Source organism: Micromonospora sp. DT46, from assembly GCF_049841735.1.
GTDB classification, from domain to species: domain Bacteria; phylum Actinomycetota; class Actinomycetes; order Mycobacteriales; family Micromonosporaceae; genus Micromonospora; species Micromonospora reichwaldensis.
The window spans coordinates 162,334-182,971 of record NZ_JBNCKW010000008.1; the positions used below are offsets into that span (position 1 = coordinate 162,334).

A 20,638-nucleotide genomic window follows, 5' to 3' on the forward strand; every position below is an offset into this window, starting at 1 on the left:
GCCGGATGACGTCCATGGCGTCCTGATCACGACGTCCGGGGCTGCGACGCCCAGCTCCCGGGCCGCCTGGAGGCCGGTCAGCCGCGCGCGGCGCGGGGACGCCCGCACGACGCGGAGACGCGCTGAAGCCAGGTGGCGGCGGCTGCGCGAGGCGAGGGTCAGGTGGCGGGGACGTCAGCCGGGACGGTCAGGGTGGGGTCGTCGATGTCGAAGTAGGTCGGCCAGGGGCGGCGGCGCCCCATCCGCAACAGGCGCACCAGCGGGCGACCCCGCGCCGCGCGGGCGTCGCGGACCAGGTCGGTGTGCACCTGACGGGCCAGGGCGAGCCGCCGGCTGGCGCCGATCACCGCCTCGCAGCCCGGATCCGCCGGGTCCAGCTCCACCGCCCGCAACTGGCGGGTGAGGTCGTTCTCGGCGGCCTCCCGCTCGTCGGGCTCGGCGTCCAGCGCGATCCGCGCCGCCGCGTACAGCTCGACGCCGTAGCGGCGCTCGGCCAGGACCGCGGCGGCGGCCGCCCGGCGCAGCAGGTGGGCCTCCAGGGCGCGGGCCGCCAGCTCCGCCCGCGCGTGCAGCCGGCCGACCCGCCCGGCGGTCCAGACGAGGTACGCCGCCACCAGCCCGACGACCAGGGCCGCGAGCACCACCCACCACATGCCCGACATCGTCTAGTCCAGCCCCACCCATTCGGTGTCCATGACCCGCCCGTCGGTGGCCTCGATCGCCGCCGCGTACACCTCCAGCACCCGCCGGGCGACCACGGGCCAGTCGAAGGTGGCCACCACCTGGTCGCCGCAGGCGGTCAGCGCGGCCCGGGCGCCGGGATCGTCGAGCAGGTCGGTGAGGGCGGTACGCAGCGCGGCCGGGTCCCCGGTCGGGAAGAGCCGGCCGGCCCGGCCGCCGTCGAGCACCCGGCGGAACGCGTCGAGGTCGCTGGCGACGACGGTCGTGCCCGCCGCGAGCGCCTCGGTGAGGATCATGCCGAACGACTCGCCGCCGGTGTTCGGCGCCACGTAGAGGTGCACGCTGCGCAGCATCCGCGCCTTGTCCTCCTCGGAGACCAGCCCGAGGAAGGTCACCCGGTCCCGCAGGTCGGCCGGGAACCGGCCGAACAGGTCGTCGGCATCGCCGGGACCGGCCACCAGCAGCCGCAGGCCGGACCGCTGCCGGGCCAGCTCGACGAAGGCGTCGCGCAGGATCGGGAAGCCCTTGCGGGCCTCGGTGAACCGGCCGAGGAACCCGATCGCCCCGTCGCGGCCCGGCGGGCACTCCCCCGGCCAGCCCGGGAGGGGCTGCGCGTGGCTGAACTTGGCGACGGCCACCCCGTTGGGGATCTCCACCGCCCCGCCGTCCATGTGCTCGACCTGCACCTTGCGCGCCAGGGCGCTCACCGCGATCCGGGCGGTGATCCGCTCCAGCACGATCTGGAGCACGCCCTGCGCGGCGGCCAGGGCCCGCGACCGGGTCATCGCGGTGTGGAAGGTCGCCACCACGGGGCCGCGGGCGGAGAGCACGGCCAGCAGCGACAGGCTCAGGGTCAGCGGCTCGTGCACGTGCAGCACGTCGAACTCGCCCCGGATGATCCACCGCCGCACCCGCGCGGTGGAGACCGGGCCGAAGGCGATGCGGGCCACCGAGCCGTTGTACGGCAGCGGCAGGGCCCGTCCCGCCGGCACCACGTACGCCGGCAGCGGGGAGTCCTCGTCGGCCGGGGCGAGCACGCTCACCTCGTGCCCGAGCCCGATCAGCGCCTCGGCGAGGTCCATGACGTGGTTCTGCACCCCACCGGGCACGTCGAAGGAGTACGGGCACACGATGCCGATGCGCACGTGCAAACGCCTCCCTTACGCCTGTCCGGCGGCCGGGGAGGGCAGGTTCGCGTCGCCGCCCCTGCCATGCTGGTCCAGCCACATCCGCTGCAACATGTGCCAGTCTTCCGGATGCCGGGCGATGCCCGCCGCCAGACCGTCGGCGATCCGCTGGGTCAGCGACCGGACCCGCTGGTCGAGCGGGCCCTCCTCCGGGCCGGGCAGCGGCAGCGGTCCCTCGATCGAGGCGCACGCCGCGTCCGCCTCGTACCACATCGAGGCGACGTAGAGCGGCGCTCCGGTGCGCAGCGCGAGCAGGGCCGGGCCGGGGGGCATCCGGGTGCGGTGGCCGAAGAACTCGACCTCCACGCCCCGCGCGGAGAGGTCCCGGTCGGCCAGCAGGGGCACCACCGTGCCGGCCCGGACCCGGTCGACCAGCACGTCGAAGGCGTTCCGCTCGCCGCCGTGGGTGGGCAGGATCTCCATGCCCAGGCTGCGCCGGAAGGCGAGGAAGCGCTGGTAGACGCCCTCGGGCTTGAGCCGCTCGGCGACGGTGGTGATCGGCCAGCCGGTCGCCGCGACCCAGGCGCCGGCGGCGTCCCAGTTGCCGGCGTGCGGCAGCGCCACCACCGCGCCCCGGCCGGACGCCACGTCGGCGGCGAGCTTCTCCTCGCCGTCGAGCCGGAAACCGGCCAGGATCTCCGCCCGGCTGAGCGCGGGCAGCCGGAACGCCTCCAGCCAGTAGCGGGCGTACGAGCGCAGGCCACGACGGACCAGCTCGTCGAGCTCGGCCTCCGGCAGGTCGGGGCCGACCACCCGGCGAAGGTTCGCGCGCAGTCGGGCCGTACCCCCGCCGCCGCGACGGTGGGCGCGGTCGGCACCCGCCCGGAACGCCGCCGCCGCGACGGACCGGGGCAGCGCGCGGATCACGCGCCACCCGGCGATGTAGCCGAGCTCGGTGAGGTTCACCGGCGCCGGCCCTCCGGCCCCGGCCGACCGGTGGGTGTCGCGCTCACCCCTGCCCGCCCGGGGTGTGCACCCGCTGGGCCTGGCGGTAGACGTGCGCCATCCGCTGGCCGACGGTGAAGATCGAGACGGCGGCCAGCAGCCAGAGCGCGATCTCCAGCGCGGGCTTGACGCCGACGCCGGTGAGCAGCCCGCCGACGCCGACGATGAGCAGCCGCTCGGTGCGCTCGGCGATGCCCACGTTGCAGGTCATGCCGAGCCCCTCGGCGCGGGCCTTGACGTAGGAGACCAGCCCGCCGGCGGCCAGGCAGAGCAGCGCGGCGGCGACACCCGAGTACTGGTGCTGGGTGGCCAGCCAGTACGCCACCGCACCGAAGACGGCGCTGTCGGCGACCCGGTCCATGCTCGAGTCGAGGAACGCCCCGAACTTCGTCGAGCCCCCGCTCATCCGGGCCATCGTCCCGTCGAGCAGGTCGGTGAGCGCGAAGAAGGTGACTATCAGGGCCCCGGCGACCAGATGACCGCGGGCACCGAAGCCGAGTGCGCCGACGAGCACCCCGAGGGTGCCCGCCACGGTGACCGCGTTGGGAGTTACGCCCGCTCGGAGCAGGCGGCGTGCGACCGGCTCGACGACACGGGTCATCCCCGCGCGGGCCGACACTTGGAAGATCTTCGCCATGGCGGTCCCACGATAACGGTCCGCGTAGCAGCAGCGGTACGGCCGGTCAGGCGACCCGCGGGGACGGAGCCTTGTGCCGGCCCCGGATCGGGTGTGAGATCGAGGCAGGGAAGTGAGCCAGCTCACCCACCCGCCCGTTGATTACCCGCAAACCGGCACCACACCGGAGGATGTCGCCGCGGAACCCGACCGGGCCGCTTCCCCGTCGCGCGCGGCGGTCGCCACCAACCACGGCTGAGGGAGGTGCGCCCCATGGCGCAGAAGAGTCAGGAGAAGGGGGCCGCCGGCGGCGTGCCGGTGGTGACCGAGCCCGGCAGGATCCGCAACGTGGTGCTCGTCGGGCACTCCGGAGCCGGCAAGACGACCCTGGTCGAGGCGCTGCTCGCGGCGAGCGGCACGATCGGCCGGGCCGGCAACGTCGCCGACGGCACCACCGTCTGCGACCACGACCCGGCAGCCGTACGCCAGCAGCGCTCGGTGAGCCTGGCCTGCGCGCCGCTGCTGCACGACGGCGTCAAGGTCAACCTGCTCGACACCCCCGGCTACGCCGACTTCGTGGGCGAGCTGCGGGCAGGGCTGCGGGCCGCCGACGCGGCGCTGTTCGTGGTCTCCGCCGTCGACGGGATGGACGCCGCCACCGCCGCCCTCTGGGAGGAGTGCGCGGCGGTCGACATGCCCCGGGCGGTCGCCGTGGCCCGGCTGGACCACCCGCGCGCCGACTTCGACGAGGCCGTGGCGCTGTGCCAGCGGGTCTTCGGCGACAACGTGCTCCCGCTCTACCTGCCGATGCTCGGCGACGACGGGATCTCCACCGTCGGCCTGCTCGGCCTGATCACCCGCCGGGTCTTCGACTACACCGCCGGGCTGCCGGCCGAGGTACGCGAGCCGGACCCGGAGCACCTGCCCGCCATCGTCGAGTCCCGCAACGAGCTGATCGAGGGGATCATCGCCGAGAGCGAGGACGAGACCCTGATGGACCGCTACCTCGACGGGGAGGAGATCGGCACCGACGTGCTCGTCGACGACCTGGAGAAGGCGGTCGCCCGCGGCCACTTCTACCCGGTGGTGCCGGTCTGCGCCGAGACCGGCGTCGGCCTGGACGCGCTGCTGGAGGTGCTCACCGCCGGCTTCCCCTCGCCGCTGGAGCACGAGCTGCCGGCGGTCGCCGGGGTGGACGGCTCCCCCCGGCCGCCGCTGACCTGCGACCCGGACGGCCCGCTGGTCGCCGAGGTGGTCAAGACGACCGTGGACCGGCACGTCGGCCGGGTCTCCCTGGTCCGGGTCTTCTCCGGCACCCTGCGTCCCGAGCAGACCGTGCACGTCTCCGGGCACGGCATGGCCGAGCGCGGCCACCCCGACCACGACGCCGACGAGCGGGTCGGCCACATCTACACGCCGCTGGGCGCGAGCCTGCGCGAGGTGGGCGCCTGCGTGGCCGGCGACATCTGCGCGATCACCAAGTCGGGCAGCGCGGAGACCGGCGACACCGTCTCCGCCAAGGACGACCCGCTGCTGATCGCCCCCTGGGAGATGCCCGAGCCGCTGCTGCCGGTGGCCGTCGTGGCCCGCAGCCGCGCCGACGAGGACGCCCTCGCGCGGAACCTGGCCCGCCTGGTCGCCGGCGACCCCACCATGCGGCTGGAGCGCAACCCGGAGACCCACCAGCTGGTGCTCTGGTGCATGGGCGAGGCGCACGCCGACGTGGTGCTGGAGCGCCTGCGCGCCGGCGGGGTGGAGCTGGACACCGAGCCCGTCCGGGTCGCGCTGCGCGAGACGCTGACCGTCGGGGCGTCGGGGCACGGCCGGCACGTCAAGCAGTCCGGCGGCCACGGCCAGTACGCCGTCTGCGACATCGAGGTCGAGCCGCTGCCGCCCGGCGCCGGATTCGAGTTCGTCGACCGGGTGGTCGGCGGGGCGGTGCCGCACAACTACGTCCCCTCCGTCGAGAAGGGCGTCCGCGCCCAGATGGAGCGCGGCCTGGTCGCCGGCCACCCGGTGGTGGACCTGCGGGTGACCCTCGTCGACGGCAAGGCGCACAGCGTCGACTCCTCCGACGCGGCCTTCCAGACCGCCGGGGCGCTCGCCCTGCGCGACGCCGCCGGGAAGGGGCAGCCGGCGCTGTTGGAGCCGATCGACGAGGTGGCGGTCCGGGTGCCCGACTCTTCGGTGGGCGCGGTGATGGGCGACCTGTCCGGCCGGCGCGGCCGGGTGCTCGGCACCGAGGCCGACCCCGAGGCCGAGGGGCGCACCGTGGTCCGCGCCGAGGTACCCGCCACGGAGCTGCTCCGCTACGCGGTCGAGCTGCGCTCCATGACGTCGGGCACCGGCACGTTCCGCCGCCACTTCGTCCGCTACGACCCGATGCCCACCCACCTGGCCGACCAGCTCCGCAAGGAACACCCCACCCACCCCTGAGCACCGGCCCCGGGCCGGACCGGGTCAGGGGCGGGCGGTGGGGAGACCCGGGGTCGGCCGGTGGGGACGGTCCGCGTCGCGCAAGGCGGCCGAGCGCAGCGCGGCCAGTTGGCGCTCCACCTCGGCGAACTGGTCGGCCGGCAGCGGACCCCGGCGCAGGGCTCCGGCGTTCTCCTCCACCTGGCCCACCGTGCGGCAGCCGGGGATCGGGACGGTGCGGTCGCTGCGCGCCCAGAGCCACCCGAGCGCGCCCTGGGCGAGGGTACGCCCGTCAGCGGTCAACGCCGCCCGCACGGCGGTGACGCGGCGCAGCCACTCCGGCGCCGGCCGGCCGCCCCGGAACCACTCCAGCCAACCGGGGGCGACCCCGCGTACGTCGTCGCGGGGCAGCGTGGAGCCGGCCGTGTACTTGCCGGAGAGCAGGCCCATGCCCAGCGGTCCCCGGTTGACGCTGGCGAGGTCGTACTTGTCGCAGACGGCGAGCAGTTCGGGGGCGTCCCGGAGCACCGACAGCGTGTGCTGCACGGCGGTGGCGTGCCGGGCGTCGCGCCCGAACGCGGCGGCCCGGTCGGGGCGGTCGGTGCTCCAGCCGTACGCCCGGATCAGCCCTTCGGCGACCAGGTCCTCCAGGGTGCCGACGAGTGCCTCGGCCCGCGGCACCGGCAGGTCCGCCAGGTGCAGCTGGTAGAGGTCGATCCGGTCGGTGCCCAACCGGCGCAGCGAGTGTGCGACGGCCCGCCGCAGGTACGCCGGGGAGGGGTCCTCGCCGGTGGCCTGGCGGGTGGCCTCGTCGAAGGTCCAGCCCCACTTGGTGGCGATCACGGCCTCGTCGCGCCGGCCGGCGAGGGCCCGGCCGAGCACCCGCTCGCCGTGCCCGGCCCCGTAGGTGTCGGCGGTGTCGAAGAGCGTCACGCCGAGGTCGAGCGCGTGCCGGATCGCGCGGACCGACTCGTCGTCGTCGACGGCGCCCCAGCCCAGCGGCTGGCTGCCCTCGGCCCAGGGGCCGCCGATCGCCCAGCACCCCATGCCGAGGGCGCTGACCTCGATGCCGCTGCGGCCCAACGTCCGCGTCGTCACTGCCATCGCCAGATCGTGCCACCTCGCGCCCGGCCGGGGGCGGGAAGTTTGCCGACGACACGACCGCCCGCAGCCGCCGACCGGCCCGGACTCTTCTCGGGGGGTGTCGATCGGTGCGGCAGCGAGGCTGGCGGGCGGGGAGGGGCCCGCAGGCGGAGCCGCGCACCGTCACGGACCGCCGGGAAGAGCGAGGGTCGGTCTAGGTCGGCCAGGCCCGGGTGAACAGGTCGCGGGTGTCGGTGAGCAGTTGCGGCAGGACCTTCGTCTGTCCGATCACGGGCATGAAGTTGGCGTCGCCGCCCCAGCGGGGCACCACGTGCTGGTGCAGGTGCGCGGCGATGCCGGCGCCGGCCACGCCGCCCTGGTTCATGCCCAGGTTGAACCCGTGCGCGTTGCTCACCTTGCGCACCACCCGCATGGCGGTCTGGGTGAACGCCGCCAGTTCGGTGGTCTCTGCCAGGTCCAGCTCGGTGTAGTCGGCCACGTGCCGGTAGGGGCAGACCAGCAGGTGCCCGGGGTTGTAGGGATAGAGGTTGAGCACCGCGAACACGTGCTCGCCCCGGGCCACCACCAGGCTCTCCTGGGGCGCCAGCCCCGGGGCCCGGCAGAACGGGCAGCCGGCGGGCCGCTCGTAGCCGCCCTCGGGCCGGTCCTCCCCGGAGATGTAGGTCATCCGGTGCGGAGTCCAGAGCCGCTCCAGGCCGTCGGCCATGCCGCTGTCCATGTGCCGTTCCACCCCAGTCACGCCACCGATCCTACGTTCCCGGCGACGGTCGCTCCGGACGCCGTACGCCGGTCCGCGCCCGACCCCGACGCCCCCCTGGGGCCCGGATCGCGTTCAGGGGGACGGATAGGGGGTGAAGGTTCTTGACGAACTGATGAACATGAATGAAGAATCCATCCACACACATCATCCCTTGTCGATGGGAGCCCATCGTGAGAACCGCATTCCGCCGCTTTGGCCGGGCGCTCGCCGCCTGCGCGCTCGCCGCCTCCACCGCCCTCGTGGGCGTGGTGGCGACCAGCAGCCCCGCGCAGGCGGACGGCTGCTACACCTGGGGACGCACCCTGGCGCAGGGGGCGTCCGGCGAGGACGTCCGGCAGCTGCAGATCCGGCTCTCCGGCTACCCCGGCTACAACGCGGTGCTCGGCCTCGACGGGGCGTTCGGCCCGGCCACCCGGTCCGCCGTGATCCGCTTCCAGCAGGCGTACGGCCTGAGCGCCGACGGCGTCGCCGGCCCGCAGACCTTCAACACGCTCTACGCGTTGCAGGACGACGACTGCACCCCGGTCAACTTCACCTACGCGGAGCTGAACCGGTGCAACAGCACCTGGTCCGGTGGCGCGGTCGCCGCGAGCACCGCCCGGTTCAACGCGCTGGTGTCGATGTGGAAGCTCCAGGCCATGCGGAAGGCCCTCGGCAGCGTGTCGATCAACATCAGCAGCGGCTTCCGCAGCTACTCGTGCAACAGCGCGGTCGGCGGCGCCTCCAACAGCCGGCACCTCTACGGCGACGGCGTCGACCTGGTCGGGTCGCCCTCGTTCTGCCGGCTCGCCCAGCAGGCCCGCTACCACGGCTTCGGCAACATCCTCGGCCCCGGCTACCCGGGTCACAACGACCACACCCACGTCGGGGCGGTCGGCGGCTGGTCCGCGCCGAGCTGCGGGATCTGACACCTGACGACCCCGTGACGAAGGCCCCCCGCGCTGCGGGGGGCCTTCGGTGCGTCGCGGGTCAGGCGGCGGACGGGCCGACGTTGGTCCGGGAGCCGACCACGTCGAGCACGTGGGCCACGGCGTCGGCGACCGGCACCCCGTTGCGCTGCGAGCCGTCCCGGTAGCGGAACGAGACGGTGCCGGCGGCCACGTCGTCGTCGCCGGCGATCACCATGAACGGGACCTTCTGCTGCTGGGCGGTGCGGATCTTCTTCTGCATCCGGTCGTCGCCCGCGTCGACCTGGGCGCGGACGCCCTCGGCGCGCAGCGCGGCGACGAAGCCGTGCAGGTAGTCGGTGTGGTCCTCGCGGATCGGGATGCCGACCACCTGCACCGGGGCCAGCCACGCCGGGAACGCGCCCGCGTAGTGCTCGGTGAGCACCCCGAAGAAGCGCTCGATCGAGCCGAAGAGCGCCCGGTGGATCATCACCGGCCGCTGCCGGGTGCCGTCGGCGGCCTGGTACTCCAGGCCGAAGCGCTCCGGCAGGTTGAAGTCGACCTGGATGGTGGACATCTGCCAGGTCCGGCCGATGGCGTCCTTGGCCTGCACCGAGATCTTCGGGCCGTAGAAGGCCGCGCCACCCGGGTCGGGCACCAGGTCCAGCCCGGACTCCTCGGCGGCGGAGCGCAGGGCCTCGGTGGCCCGCTCCCAGTTCTCGTCGGTGCCGACCGACTTCTCCGGGTTGCGGGTGGACAGCTCCAGGTAGAAGTCGTCCAGGCCGTAGTCACGCAGCAGTTCGAGCACGAAGACGAGCAGCGACTTCAGCTCGCCCGCCATCTGCTCCTCGGTGCAGAAGATGTGCGCGTCGTCCTGGGTCATGCCGCGCACCCGGGTCAGGCCGTGCACCACGCCGGACTTCTCGTAGCGGTAGACCGTGCCGAACTCGAACATCCGCAGCGGCAGCTCGCGGTAGGACCGCCCCCGGGACCGGAAGATCAGGTCGTGCATCGGGCAGTTCATCGGCTTGAGGTAGTAGCTCGCGCCCTCGACCTCCATGGGCGGGAACATTCCGTCGGCATACCAGTCCAGGTGCCCGGAGACCTCGTACAGGTGGCCCTTGGTGATGTGCGGGGTGTTGACGAAGGCGTAGCCGGCCTGCTCGTGCTTGATGCGCGAGTAGTTCTCCATCTCCCGGCGGATGATGCCGCCCTTCGGGTGGAAGACCGCCAGGCCCGAACCCAGCTCGTCGGGGAAGCTGAACAGGTCCAGGTCCACGCCCAGCTTGCGGTGGTCGCGCCGCGCGGCCTCCTCCAGCAGCTTCAGGTACGCCTTCAGCTCGTCCCGGGTCGGCCAGGCGGTGCCGTAGACCCGCTGGAGCTGCGGGTTCTTCTCCGACCCGCGCCAGTACGCGGCGGCCGAGCGCATCAGCTTGAACGCGCCGATCAGCCGGGTGTTCGGCAGGTGCGGGCCCCGGCACAGGTCCGACCAGCAGACCTTGTCCTCCTTGGCGGCGAGGTTGTCGTAGATGGTCAGCTCGCCGCCGCCCACCTCCATCACCTCGGAGGTGTCCAGCCCTTCGCCCTTGACGTCGATGAGCTCCAGCTTGAACGGCTCGGCGGCCAGCTCGGCCTTCGCCTCGTCGAGGCTGCCGAAGCGCCGGCGGCGAAACCGCTGGCCGGACTTGACGATCTCCTGCATCCGCTTCTCGAGCTTGCCGAGGTCGTCCGGCTGGAACGGCTTGTCGACGGCGAAGTCGTAGTAGAAGCCGTTCTCGATGGGCGGGCCGATGCCGAGCTTGGCCTCCGGGAAGACGTCCTGCACGGCCTGGGCGAGCACGTGCGCGCAGGAATGCCGCAGCACGTCGAGCCCGTCGGGCGAGTCGAGGCTGACCGGCTCGACCTCGGTGTCGGCCTGCGGGGCCCAGTCCAGGTCGCGCAGCTGGCCCTGCGGGTCGCGGACCACCACGATCGCCTTCGGGCCGGACGCGGGCAGACCGGCCGCGGCCACCGCGTCGGCCGCCGTGGTCCCGGCGGCGACGACGACGGGGTCGGCCACGGCGGGGGTACGGGGTGCGGACACGGTGACTCCTCCAGCAGACGGCACGGATGACGCCGAACGTTCGGCTCCTGCGATGCTATCGGTCGCCCCCGCCGGCACGGTCGCCGACGCCACCGCCCCCGGGGTCCGTGGGACGGGCGCCGCCCCGCCGGTACCCCGGGACGGGCCGGGCGCGCCGGGTCCGGCCGGCGTCCTGGGTCCTGCGTTGAACCTTTGCGTCCCCGCATCCGAACTACCGGATGTGGCCGGAACCGGTGCCGGCCCGTGGAGACGGATGGGACCGACGATGGCGACGATGCACGGTGTGCGGCCCGAGCCCCGGCCCCGGCGCCGGGCCGCGACGGTGGCCGTCCTGGCGGCGGCCGGGGTGCTGACCTGGCCCGCCCCGGCGTACGCGGCCGACGTGACGACCAGCCCGACGCAGGCGCAACAGGGCGGTTCGGTGAAGCTGGAGTTCGTGGTGCCCGACGAACTGCCGGGCGCCCGCGCCGAGCGGATCGAGATCCGGCTGCCGGCCGACGCCCCGATCGCCGAGGTCTATCCGATGTCGGTGCCCGGCTGGGCGCCCCGGATCACCTCCCGCAGGCTCGACCAGCCGGTCGCCGGCATCCACTCGTCCCGGGTCGACGAGGTGACCAGCGCGGTGACCTGGGTCCGGATGCCCGGCACGGCTCCCGGCCCGGCCCGACTCACCCTGTCCATGGGGCCGTTGCCGCAGACCGACCGGCTCACCTTCGAGGTGCTGCGCACGTACGCCGACGGCACGGTGGTGCGCTGGGCCGGGCCGACCGGGGCTCGCCGGGCGCCGGCGCTCACCCTGCTGCCGGCGGCCCCCGGCGCGGCGGCCGGGCACGGCGGGCACGGCGCCGCCCCGGCGGCCGGCGGGGCCGGCGACGTCCCGGTCGCGGGGGCCCGGGCGGCCGAAGGGCCGGCGGCCGGCGACGCCCCGGGCGAGGGCGGGAACGCGGACGGGATGCTGGCCGCCGGGCTGCTCGCCGGCCTCGGCGGGGGCGCGGCGATCGGCTGGCTGGTCAGCCGCTGGCGTCGCCGCGAGCCGGCCGAGCCGGTCGACCTGTCGGCGCTGCGGGAGGACCCGACGAACCGAACCGAACCGGACGGGCCCGGACCGGCCGCCGCCGGGGCGGAGTCGCCGGGCAGGCCGGTCGCCGCCCGCTGAGCACGGCGCGCGGGACGGGCCAGGCGCGGCGGGACGGGCCAGGCGCAGCGGGACGGGCCAGGCGCAGCGGGACGGGGCCAGGCGCAGCGGGACGGGCGTCAGGCCGTGGACCGGGGCGGCGGTCAGCCGGCCCAGTCCGGCAGGGGCTCGCGGGCGGCCAGCCAGTCGGTCGGCACCCCGCCCGGCGTGCCGACGCCGGTGTGCGCGGCCACCACCGCCCCGACGATGGCGGCGGTGGTGTCGACGTCCCCGCCGGCCTCGACGCACGCGCGGACCGCCGCCGGGTAGTCGTCCAGGTGCACGGCGGCCACCCAACAGGTGAAGGCGACGGTGTCCTGGGCGGTGACCCGGGAGCCGTTGCCGAGCACGTCGGCGGCCTCGGCGACCGGGCGGTCGAGCAGGCCGGCGGCCCGGCGTACGCCCCGGTGCACCTCCGTGGCCGGGTCCAGCGCGGCGGTGACGCCGGCCAGCAGCCGCTCAGGGGCGGGCCGGTGGCCGTCGAGGCGGGCGCGGGCGGCCAGCGACGCGGCCACCGCCACCGCCACCGCGCCGGCAACGCCCTCCGGGTGCGCGTGGGTCACCTCCGCCGACGCCCGGGCCTGCGCCGCCGCCCGCGCGGTGGAGTCGGCGTACCACGCGCCCAGCGGGCCGACCCGCATCGCCGCGCCGTTGCCGCAGGAGCCCTGGCCGTCGAAGGCCGAGGCGGCCGCCACCGGCCACGGCGTACCGGTGCGGATCAGCCGCAGGATGGTCACCGCGCCCGGCCCGTACCCCCGGTAGGGCTCGCAGCGCTCGGCGAAGGCGGCGGCGAGCGCGTCCCGGTCGATCCGCCCGGTCTCGGCGAGGGCGGCGACCACCGAGCAGGCCATCTCGGTGTCGTCGGTCCACTGCCACGGCGGCGGGGGCAGCTTCCCGGCGGCCAGGTCGGCCGGGTGCCGGCCGGGAACGAAGAACTGTGAGCCGAGCGCGTCGCCGACCGACAGGCCGGCGAGCGAGTCCCGGGCGAGCGCGAGACGAGTGTCGGGAAAGAGCGTGAAGGACATCGTTGTACCAGCTTGCCCTGTTGCCTCATGCGCCGCAAACGCGATCGACTTGCCACCGCGGGTACGGTCTTGCTGTGGCCACCGTGCTCCTGGTCGAAGACGATCACGTCGTACGCGGCGCGATGCTGCGATCCCTCGCCGACCGGGGGCACGCCGTGCACGCCGTCGGCACGGCACTGGACGCGCTGCGCCGGGTGGCGGCCGAGACCCCCGACCTCGTGGTGCTCGACCTCGGGCTGCCCGACCTCGACGGCTCGGACGCGCTGCGGATGCTGCGCGGCATCACCGACGTGCCGATCATCATCGCCACCGCCCGCGACGACGAGCAGTCCGTGGTGCGGCTGCTGCGCGCCGGGGCCGACGACTACATGGTCAAGCCGTTCACCGGCGCGCACCTCGACGCGCGGATCACCACCGTGCTGCGCCGGGCCGGGCGGGCCAGCCGGACGGTGCAGCCGGCCGTGCACAGCGTCGGCGGGCTACGGGTGGACGTCGGCGAACGCAGCGCCCACCTCGACGGCGAGCCGCTGGCGCTGACCCGCAAGGAATTCGACCTGCTGGCCTATCTCGCCGCGCGGCCGGGCCGGGTAGTGTCCCGCCGGGAACTTCTGGAGGAGGTATGGCGGCAGCCATCGGTCGGCGAGGACCAGACCATCGACGTTCACCTGTACTGGCTGCGCCGCAAAATGGGCGAGTCCGCGGCGAAGCCGCGCTACCTGCGCACCGTGCGGGGGGTCGGCTTCCGGCTGGTGGCGCCGGACTGAGGCCGTCGCTGGCCCTGCTCACGGCCGGCATGTGCGCCCTGGTGGCGCTCGCGTTCCTCGTCCCGCTCGCCCTCGGTCTCGCCGACCGGGCGCGCGAGGAGGCCATCGCGGACGCCGCCCGGCGCAGCGCGCTGGTGACCGGCGCGCTCGCCGTCAGCACCGACCCCGCCGTGGTGCAGCGCGTCGTGGCGGCCAGCGGCGACGACCCGGCCACCCGGCCGGTCGTGCACGGGCTCGGGGTGGACGAGTCGGCGGGCCGGGCCGACGCCGGGAGCCTCGAGCGCGCGCGGGCCGAGCGGCGTTCCGTGGTCGTCGATGTCGAGGGCGGCGTGCTCCGGCTGGACCCGGTCGTGCTCGGCGACACGACGGCCGTGGTCGAGGTCTTCGTGCCCGAGTCGGAGCTGACCGGCAACAGTCGGTGGCTGCTGCTGCTCGGGGTGGCCGCCGCCCTGGTGGGCGCGGCGGTGCTGGTGGTGGACCGGGTCGCCGCCCGCGCGGTCGACTCGGCCCGGGGCCTGGTCCGCGCGGCGCTCGCGATCGGCGACGGCGACCAGGGCGTACGCGTCGACCCGAGCGGCCCACGTGAGCTGGCCGAGGCCGGGCACGCCTTCAACCGGATGGCCGACCGGCTCGACGCCGCCCGCACCGACGAGCGGGAGCTGGTCGCCGACCTGTCACACCGACTGCGCACCCCGCTGACGGTGCTGCGGCTCGACGCGGAGGCGCTGGAGTCCGACGACACCAGCGTGGGCTCGTTCAGCGAGGCGGAACTGGACCGGCGGCGCGGCATCCGCCGGATCCGGCAGGCGATCGTCACCCTCGAGGGCGAGATCGACGTGCTGATCAAGACCACCCGCAAGGCGGTCGCACACGAGGCCGGGCCGGCGATGTGCGACGTCAGCGAGGTGGTGCGGGACCGGATGGTGTTCTGGGCCGCCCTGGCCGGCGACCAGAACCGGCCGCACCGGGTCAGCGGCGCCCAGCTGCGCATCCCGGCCCCGGTTCCCCGGGCCGAGCTGGCCGCCGCGCTGGACGCGGTGATCGGCAACGTCTTCCGGTACACCCCGCAGGGCACCGCGTTCGAGGTGGCGGTCTCGCGCCGCGACGGGTACGTGGCCATCCGGATCGACGACGCCGGGCCGGGGATCGCCAACCCGGACCGGGCGCTGCGCCGGGGCACCAGCGACCAGGGCTCGACCGGGCTGGGGCTGGACATCGCCAAGCGGGTGGCGTTGCAGGCGAACGGCTCGGTCAGCATCGACCGGGCCCGGCTGGGCGGGGCGAGCGTGGTGATGCTGCTCGCCGACCCGGAGGCGACGCCCCGGCAGGTCAGCCGGTTCGGCCTGGTCGGCCGGATGGCCCGGGAGCAGAAGACCGGCAGCCGCCGCTGGCCCCGCCAGCGGCCCACCGACGACTGAGCCGTAGCCCGGCCGGGCGGCCCCGGTCCGGCGGCCGGTTGTGGGGCGGCGCAAGTCTTCCTTAGATCGCGGTTAACCGTGGTGCCGGAGCGGGCCGGCGCTGACAGGATCGAATCCGAACCCATCAGTTCCACCGGTCAATGCCTCGGGGCACCCCACCGGCCGGTGGAGCCGGGCGCGCGGCGGGAGACTCGGTCCCCCCACACCTCCTCCCGCCGCGCGCCGCCCCCTCTCCGCGTTCAGCCGGTGGCGGCGGCCAGGTGGGCGTCGATCTCGGCGGTGATCCGCCGCTTGCCGGCCGGGTCCAGGAACGAGGCGGTCACCGCGTCGCGGGCCAGCGCCGCCAGCCCCTCCGGGCCCACGTCGAGCAGCCGGGCCGCGACGGCGTACTCCTCGTCGAGGGTGGTGCCGAACATCGGCGGGTCGTCGGAGTTGATGGTGACCAGCAGGCCGGCCTCGACCAACTGCCGCAGCGGGTGCTCCTCGATGCTGGCGACCGCGCGGGTACGCACGTTGGACGTCGGGCAGACCTCCATGCCGATGCGGTGCTCGGCGAGATAGGCCAGCAGCTCCGGGTCCCGCGCGGCGGAGATGCCGTGCCCGATCCGCTCCGCGCCGAGGTCGCGCAGCGCGTCCCAGACCGTCTGCGGGCCGGTGGTCTCGCCGGCGTGCGGCACCGAGCGCAGCCCGGCCGCCCGGGCCCGGTCGAAGTACGGCTTGAACTGCGGCCGGGGCACCCCGATCTCGGGGCCGCCGAGGCCGAAGCTGATCAGCCCGTCCGGGCGCTCCTCCAGCGAGATGCGCAGCGTCTCCTCGGCTGCCGCCAGGCCGGCCTCGCCGGGGATGTCGAAGCACCAGCGCAGCTCGATGCCGAAGTCCGCCTCGGCCCGCTTGCGGGCGTCCTCGATCGCCTCGCAGAAGGCGGGCGCGGGGATCCCCCGGTGCACGTGCGAGTAGGGCGTGACGGTCAGCTCGGCGTAGCGGACCTGCTGGCGGGCCAGCTCGCGGGCGACCTCGTGGGTGAGCAGCCAGACGTCCTCGGGGTCGCGGATGAGGTCCACGACGCTCAGGTAGACCTCGATGAAGTGCGCGAAGTCGCGGAAGGCGAAGTAGTCGGCGAGCGCGGCCGGGTCGGCGGGCACGGGGCTGCGGCCCTCGTGGCGGGCGGCCAGCTCGGCGACGATCCGGGGCGAGGCGGAGCCGACGTGGTGCACGTGCAGCTCCACCTTGGGCAGTCCGGCGATGAAGGTTTGCAGGTCGATCACTGGTTCTCCTCTGCGCGGGCGCCGGTGCGGGCGACGAAGAAGACGCGGCGGAACGGGAAGTGCACCTGAGCGTGCCGCACGGGGTACGCCTCGGCGAGTCGGACGCCCAGCTCGGCCCGGAAGTCGGCCCAGCCGACGGCGTCCAGGGCCGCGCGGACCGGCCGGAGCGCGGTCCCCTCCAGCCAGCTCAGCACGGGGTGGTCCGCGTCGACGCGGGCCGGCAGCAGGTGCACGTAGGTAGTCTCCCAGGCGTCCACCGCGCAGCCGGCAGCGGTCAGCAGCTCGGCGTAGCCGACGGCGCTGTCGTCGGCCGGGGGCCGGCGCAGCAGCGGGGCGACGTCGGCACGCCACGCCGGCCGGTCGGCGACCTCGCGCAGCGCCCGGTGCGAGGGCGCGTCGAAGTTGCCCGGCACCTGCACGGCCAGCCAGGCGCCGACGGGCAGTTCCCGGGCCCAGCGGGTGAGCAGCTCCCGGTGGCCGGGCACCCACTGGAGCACGGCGTTGCTGACCACGACGTCCACGTCGGGTTCCGGGTGCCAGTGCCGGACGTCGCCGACGGCGAAGGAGACTCCGGCGGTGGCGGCAGCGGTGGCGGCGGCCTCCGCGATCATCTCCGGTGAGGAGTCGAGGCCGGCGACCCGGCTGTCCGGCCACCGCGCGGCGAGGGTGGCGGTCAGGTTGCCCGGGCCGCAGCCGAGGTCGACCACCGCGCGCGGGCGCTCGGCGGGGACCCGGGCGAGCAGGTCGTGGAAGGGCCGGGAGCGCTCGTCGCCGTAGCGCAGGTACGTCGTCGGATCCCACATCGCTGCCTCCCAAACCGTACGTCCGTCTTGTTAACCGTACGGCCCGCCGCGCGACCGGACAAGCCCATCACTAGGCTCAGTCCCATGGAGCAGCGCACCTTCCCCCGGCTGGGGCGGCGCGTCGGGGTGATCGGGCTGGGCGCCTGGCAGCTCGGCGCGGACTGGGGCACGGTCAGCGAGGCCGACGCCACCGCCGTGCTGACCGCCGCCGTCGAGTCGGGGGTCACCTTCCTCGACACGGCCGACGTCTACGGCGACGGGCGCAGCGAGCAGCTCATCGGGCGGTTCCTGCGCAGCCGGCCCGACGCCGGGCTGACCGTGGCCACGAAGATGGGCCGCCGCGTCGCGCAGACGCCCGAGGCGTACACCCTGGCGCACTTCCGCGAGTGGACCGACCGGTCCCGGCGCAACCTCGGCACGGACACCCTCGACCTGGTGCAGCTGCACTGCCCGCCCACCGCCGTCTTCGCCGACGACGCCGTCTTCGACGCGCTGGACACCCTGGTCGCCGAGGAACGCGTCGCCGGCTACGGGGTGAGCGTGGAGACCTGCGAGCAGGCGCTGACCGCCATCGCCCGGCCGGGGGTGGCCAGCGTCCAGATCATCCTCAACGCGCTGCGGCACAAGCCCCTCGACCGGGTGCTCCCGGCCGCTGCCGCCGCCGGGGTCGGCGTCGTCGCCCGCGTCCCGCTGGCCAGCGGGCTGCTCTCCGGCCGGTACGACGAACACACCACCTTCGCCGCCGACGACCACCGCACCTACAACCGGCACGGCGAGGCGTTCGACGTGGGCGAGACCTTCTCCGGTGTCGACTTCGCGCTGGGCCTGGCCGCCGTGCGCCGGCTGGCGCCGCTGGTCGGCGACGGGCGCACGATGGCCCAGTTCGCGCTGCGCTGGGTCGTCGACCAGCCCGGCGTCACCGTGGTCATCCCCGGCGCCCGCGACGCCACCCAGGCCCGGGGCAACGCCGCCGTGGCCGGCCAGGCCCCGCTCTCCGGACGGGAGCTGGCGGCGGTGGCGGAGGTCTACGACGAACTGGTCCGTCCGCGGGTGCACGACCGGTGGTGAGCCGGGCGGCCCGGACAGGGATCGACGGAGGGAAATCGCGATGAAGGGCTGGCTGCCGCTCACCCTCGGCCTGCTCGCCGTGGTCGGCGGTGCGGTGTGGACGGTGCAGGGCCTCGGCTACGTCGAGGGCAGCGTGATGACCGACCAGCGGATCTGGGCCGTGCTGGGGCCCGTCGTCGTCCTGGCCGGGCTGGTCGCGCTCTGGTTCGGGCTGCACGCCCGCAAACGACGCTGAGGCCGTCCGCCGCTCGCCGCCGTCTCGGCTCCCCCTCCCGGTGGGCGGCCAGGTTGGCGAGCGACAGGCCGGGCGCGGACAGCTCGCGTACCGGCCGCGGTGGCGGGCCCCGTGAACGCGGAAAGCCCCGCATCCCGGGCGGGATACGGGGCTTCGCTGTGCTCCGGGCGCCGGATCACAGCATTGGCCGGCGGCTGCCGACCGGCACTGCTCAGATGGGGCGGACCTGCTCGGCCTGCGGACCCTTCTGACCCTGGGCGATCTCGAACTCCACCCGCTGGTTCTCCTCCAGCGTGCGGTAGCCGCTGGTCTGGATGGCCGAGAAGTGGACGAACACGTCAGCACCCCCGCCGTCGACGGTGATGAAGCCGAAGCCCTTGTCTGCGTTGAACCACTTCACGGTTCCCTGCGCCATGTGTATCTCCTTCTAAAACTGGCGGCCGAGCACGCCGTGCGGCCGATTGGCCGTTTTCGAGCAGCGGTGCCTGAGGCGGCCCCCACGAAGGAGACTTCGCTCAACCCACGCCATCTCTCAACAGCGTGGAACAGCAAACCACGTAGCGAAAACTCTGCACAGAGTACCGGACGAAATTCTTCGACATGTGACCTGACGGGTGCCGAAGATCCGCTGGGTGGGCCCTTGCACCCGCGCGAAAAGACCCCCGCACCAGCGCGCCGGTACGGGGGTCCTTTTCGTCGTCGTCGGGTCAGTCCGGCCAGCTTCCGGTGAACCGGCGTACGCCCACCGCGCCACCCCGGTCGACGGCGGCCCGGACGACCGCGAAGATCGCTCCCTGCAACGCCGCCGCCGCCAGGATCTCGCCCCAGCCGCGGTCCTCGTCGGTGGCGCTGGGCGCCTCGCCGTCGCCCGCCGTCATCTTCCACACCTGCCGGAAGATCGCGCCAGCGACCGTACCGGCGGCGATGCCCATCAATACGCCGACCGGCTTGTACGCGGCCTTTCCGATACCCCTGCTCACCGCTGCCTCCCCCGTACGATCACCAACACGATCAAGGCCGCCACCGCGCCCGCCGCGAGGGCGACGAACGGCGTCGGGTTACGCCGTACGACGGCACCCTTCTCCTGCGCCTGCTCCCGGGCGAGCTGCGCCTTCTGCGCCGCCTGCCCGCGCACCCGGGCCACGGTCTGCGCCGTCTGGTCCCGCATCCGCTCCTTCGCCTGGTCGGCGGAGGACCTCAGCCGCGCCTTGACGTCGGCCTTGGCCGCCAACGCCTCCATCGTCTCCCCCAGCTCGACCCGGGTCCGCCGGATCTCCTCCCGCAGCGCCTCGGTGTCGCCGGTGCCCCGGCCGTTGCCCGTCGTCATGCCCGTCCCCTGTCCTTCACGGCGGCGGCGACCGTGTCCACGTCCGCCCGGACGCTACGGACCGCGGCCTGCGGCACCGGCGGGACCGCCTGGCTGACCTGCTTCTTGCCCACCAGGGCCAGGACCCCGGCCATCGCGAAGAGCACCACCGCGACGATCAGGGCCGCCGCCCAGGCCGGAAGCACCAGGTCGAGCAGCAGGATCGCGGTGGCGACCAGGGCACCCAGGCCGTAGAGCGCCAGCGCCCCGCCGCCGCCGAAGAGACCGATGCCGATACCGGCGTGCTTGCCCTTCTGGGTCAGCTCCGCCCGGGCCAGGGCCAGTTCGTCCCGGACCAGGCGGGAGACCTGCTCCGTGGCCCGCTGCACCAGCTCGGCGGTGGACGGCTCGCTCCCGGTACGGGATGTGCGGGCGTTCGCCACGTCAGCCATGCTGTCCTCCTTTCATCATCACCGCGCTGTATGCCCGGAGTCGCCGCCCGTCAATCCTTCGCTCGGCAGCCGTTGAGCCCGGACCGCCGCGTCCCCGAGCCGCCGCCCGGCGCGGAAGAAGGTGCAGAAGCGTCGCGCAGCAGGTCCCCGCCAAACGCCCGGTCAAACTTCCCGAGCCAGCGCACTCCGCCCGGCCGCCCCACGAGGCACAACCCCGCCCACACCTCCAACGCCCCGGCCCCCCACAGGTCACGACCCACCCACCCTGGCCCCGTGCCCCGCCCTACCCCGTGGCCCCCGCCCCGCCCACCGCTGGGGTCGATCATGCAGTTGTGGTGGGCTTTATCCGAACGATGCCCCTTTTGCGGGGGACCACAACTGCATGATCGACGCCGCGCCTTGGGGCGGGGCGCGTGCGCCTTGCTTTGGGGCAGGGCGCGTGCGCCCTGG

General features: G+C 74.6%; 21 protein-coding genes. 7 read left to right on the forward strand and 14 right to left on the reverse strand.

Annotation, left to right across the window (positions count from 1 at the left end; translation table 11 throughout):
- Window positions 1–158: 158 nt before the first annotated feature.
- The 4 genes from ACLQ20_RS22960 to pgsA are packed head-to-tail and all read right to left on the reverse strand — an operon-like array spanning window position 159 to window position 3,450.
- Window positions 159–653: a hypothetical protein gene (locus ACLQ20_RS22960; protein ID WP_192581594.1), complete on the reverse strand. Its 495-nt coding sequence runs from the start codon at window positions 651–653 to the stop codon at window positions 159–161.
- A 12-nt stretch (window positions 654–665) separates the two neighbouring features.
- Window positions 666–1,826, reverse strand: a complete 1,161-nt coding sequence (locus ACLQ20_RS22965; RefSeq protein WP_327027680.1) for a glycosyltransferase family 4 protein — start codon at window positions 1,824–1,826, stop codon at window positions 666–668.
- A 15-nt stretch (window positions 1,827–1,841) separates the two neighbouring features.
- Window positions 1,842–2,774, reverse strand: coding sequence for a phosphatidylinositol mannoside acyltransferase (locus ACLQ20_RS22970; protein WP_327027679.1), 933 nt, complete (start codon window positions 2,772–2,774; stop codon window positions 1,842–1,844).
- A gap of 43 nt (window positions 2,775–2,817) precedes the next feature.
- A complete protein-coding gene (gene pgsA / locus ACLQ20_RS22975; RefSeq protein ID WP_327027678.1) occupies window positions 2,818–3,450 on the reverse strand; it encodes a phosphatidylinositol phosphate synthase in 633 nt (210 codons plus the stop codon).
- A 252-nt stretch (window positions 3,451–3,702) separates the two neighbouring features.
- Between pgsA and ACLQ20_RS22980 the strand changes: the two genes are divergently transcribed.
- Window positions 3,703–5,865 (forward strand): elongation factor G-like protein EF-G2, encoded by a 2,163-nt coding sequence (locus tag ACLQ20_RS22980; protein WP_358122318.1) that lies wholly within the window; start codon window positions 3,703–3,705, stop codon window positions 5,863–5,865.
- Window positions 5,866–5,889: 24 nt separating this feature from the next.
- On the opposite strand, the gene ACLQ20_RS22985 is transcribed toward ACLQ20_RS22980, so the two are convergent.
- Entirely contained in the window at window positions 5,890–6,948 is a 1,059-nt protein-coding gene (locus tag ACLQ20_RS22985; RefSeq protein WP_327027676.1) for an aldo/keto reductase, read from the reverse strand.
- A gap of 193 nt (window positions 6,949–7,141) precedes the next feature.
- Entirely contained in the window at window positions 7,142–7,654 is a 513-nt protein-coding gene (locus ACLQ20_RS22990) for an HIT family protein (protein WP_192581600.1), read from the reverse strand.
- Between the two features lie 224 nt (window positions 7,655–7,878).
- Between ACLQ20_RS22990 and ACLQ20_RS22995 the strand changes: the two genes are divergently transcribed.
- Window positions 7,879–8,616, forward strand: coding sequence for a D-Ala-D-Ala carboxypeptidase family metallohydrolase (locus ACLQ20_RS22995; protein ID WP_225852513.1), 738 nt, complete (start codon window positions 7,879–7,881; stop codon window positions 8,614–8,616).
- Between the two features lie 61 nt (window positions 8,617–8,677).
- Here ACLQ20_RS22995 and thrS read toward each other — a convergent pair whose 3' ends face one another.
- Window positions 8,678–10,678, reverse strand: coding sequence for a threonine--tRNA ligase (gene thrS / locus ACLQ20_RS23000; RefSeq protein WP_151457403.1), 2,001 nt, complete (start codon window positions 10,676–10,678; stop codon window positions 8,678–8,680).
- A gap of 265 nt (window positions 10,679–10,943) precedes the next feature.
- Between thrS and ACLQ20_RS23005 the strand changes: the two genes are divergently transcribed.
- Complete coding sequence (locus ACLQ20_RS23005) at window positions 10,944–11,834, forward strand: DUF1775 domain-containing protein (RefSeq protein ID WP_425857664.1); 891 nt, start codon at window positions 10,944–10,946, stop codon at window positions 11,832–11,834.
- Window positions 11,835–11,956: 122 nt separating this feature from the next.
- Here ACLQ20_RS23005 and ACLQ20_RS23010 read toward each other — a convergent pair whose 3' ends face one another.
- Window positions 11,957–12,877, reverse strand: coding sequence for an ADP-ribosylglycohydrolase family protein (locus ACLQ20_RS23010; protein WP_132240809.1), 921 nt, complete (start codon window positions 12,875–12,877; stop codon window positions 11,957–11,959).
- Between the two features lie 74 nt (window positions 12,878–12,951).
- Between ACLQ20_RS23010 and ACLQ20_RS23015 the strand changes: the two genes are divergently transcribed.
- Both ACLQ20_RS23015 and ACLQ20_RS23020 read left to right on the forward strand, forming a co-directional pair.
- Window positions 12,952–13,641, forward strand: coding sequence for a response regulator transcription factor (locus ACLQ20_RS23015; RefSeq protein WP_089001050.1), 690 nt, complete (start codon window positions 12,952–12,954; stop codon window positions 13,639–13,641).
- A 29-nt stretch (window positions 13,642–13,670) separates the two neighbouring features.
- The gene (locus ACLQ20_RS23020; RefSeq protein ID WP_425857665.1) at window positions 13,671–15,059 is read left to right on the forward strand and encodes a HAMP domain-containing sensor histidine kinase; all 1,389 of its coding nucleotides are present in this window, start codon (window positions 13,671–13,673) and stop codon (window positions 15,057–15,059) included.
- Window positions 15,060–15,298: 239 nt separating this feature from the next.
- On the opposite strand, the gene ACLQ20_RS23025 is transcribed toward ACLQ20_RS23020, so the two are convergent.
- Window positions 15,299–16,324 carry an adenosine deaminase gene (locus ACLQ20_RS23025; protein WP_327027673.1) on the reverse strand — a complete coding sequence of 342 codons (1,026 nt, stop codon included), beginning with the start codon at window positions 16,322–16,324 and terminating at the stop codon, window positions 15,299–15,301.
- The gene (locus ACLQ20_RS23030; RefSeq protein WP_358122309.1) at window positions 16,321–17,127 is read right to left on the reverse strand and encodes a trans-aconitate 2-methyltransferase; all 807 of its coding nucleotides are present in this window, start codon (window positions 17,125–17,127) and stop codon (window positions 16,321–16,323) included. Before ACLQ20_RS23030 ends, ACLQ20_RS23025 begins: the two co-directional genes overlap by 4 nt.
- An 84-nt stretch (window positions 17,128–17,211) precedes the next feature.
- On the opposite strand from ACLQ20_RS23030, the gene ACLQ20_RS23035 reads away from it, so the two are divergent.
- Both ACLQ20_RS23035 and ACLQ20_RS23040 read left to right on the forward strand, forming a co-directional pair.
- Entirely contained in the window at window positions 17,212–18,195 is a 984-nt protein-coding gene (locus tag ACLQ20_RS23035) for an aldo/keto reductase (RefSeq protein WP_425857666.1), read from the forward strand.
- Between the two features lie 40 nt (window positions 18,196–18,235).
- Entirely contained in the window at window positions 18,236–18,430 is a 195-nt protein-coding gene (locus ACLQ20_RS23040; RefSeq protein WP_151456903.1) for a hypothetical protein, read from the forward strand.
- Between the two features lie 211 nt (window positions 18,431–18,641).
- Here the strand turns inward: ACLQ20_RS23040 and ACLQ20_RS23045 are convergent, their stop codons facing one another.
- From ACLQ20_RS23045 to ACLQ20_RS23060, 4 genes are all read right to left on the reverse strand, one after another.
- Window positions 18,642–18,845, reverse strand: coding sequence for a cold-shock protein (locus tag ACLQ20_RS23045; protein WP_007075740.1), 204 nt, complete (start codon window positions 18,843–18,845; stop codon window positions 18,642–18,644).
- A gap of 292 nt (window positions 18,846–19,137) precedes the next feature.
- Window positions 19,138–19,410: a DUF4235 domain-containing protein gene (locus ACLQ20_RS23050; RefSeq protein ID WP_121395419.1), complete on the reverse strand. Its 273-nt coding sequence runs from the start codon at window positions 19,408–19,410 to the stop codon at window positions 19,138–19,140.
- The gene (locus ACLQ20_RS23055; RefSeq protein ID WP_151456904.1) at window positions 19,407–19,757 is read right to left on the reverse strand and encodes a DUF3618 domain-containing protein; all 351 of its coding nucleotides are present in this window, start codon (window positions 19,755–19,757) and stop codon (window positions 19,407–19,409) included. The genes ACLQ20_RS23050 and ACLQ20_RS23055 overlap by 4 nt, the downstream gene beginning before the upstream one ends.
- Window positions 19,754–20,188, reverse strand: a complete 435-nt coding sequence (locus tag ACLQ20_RS23060; protein WP_151456905.1) for a phage holin family protein — start codon at window positions 20,186–20,188, stop codon at window positions 19,754–19,756. The genes ACLQ20_RS23055 and ACLQ20_RS23060 overlap by 4 nt, the downstream gene beginning before the upstream one ends.
- Window positions 20,189–20,638: the final 450 nt, after the last annotated feature.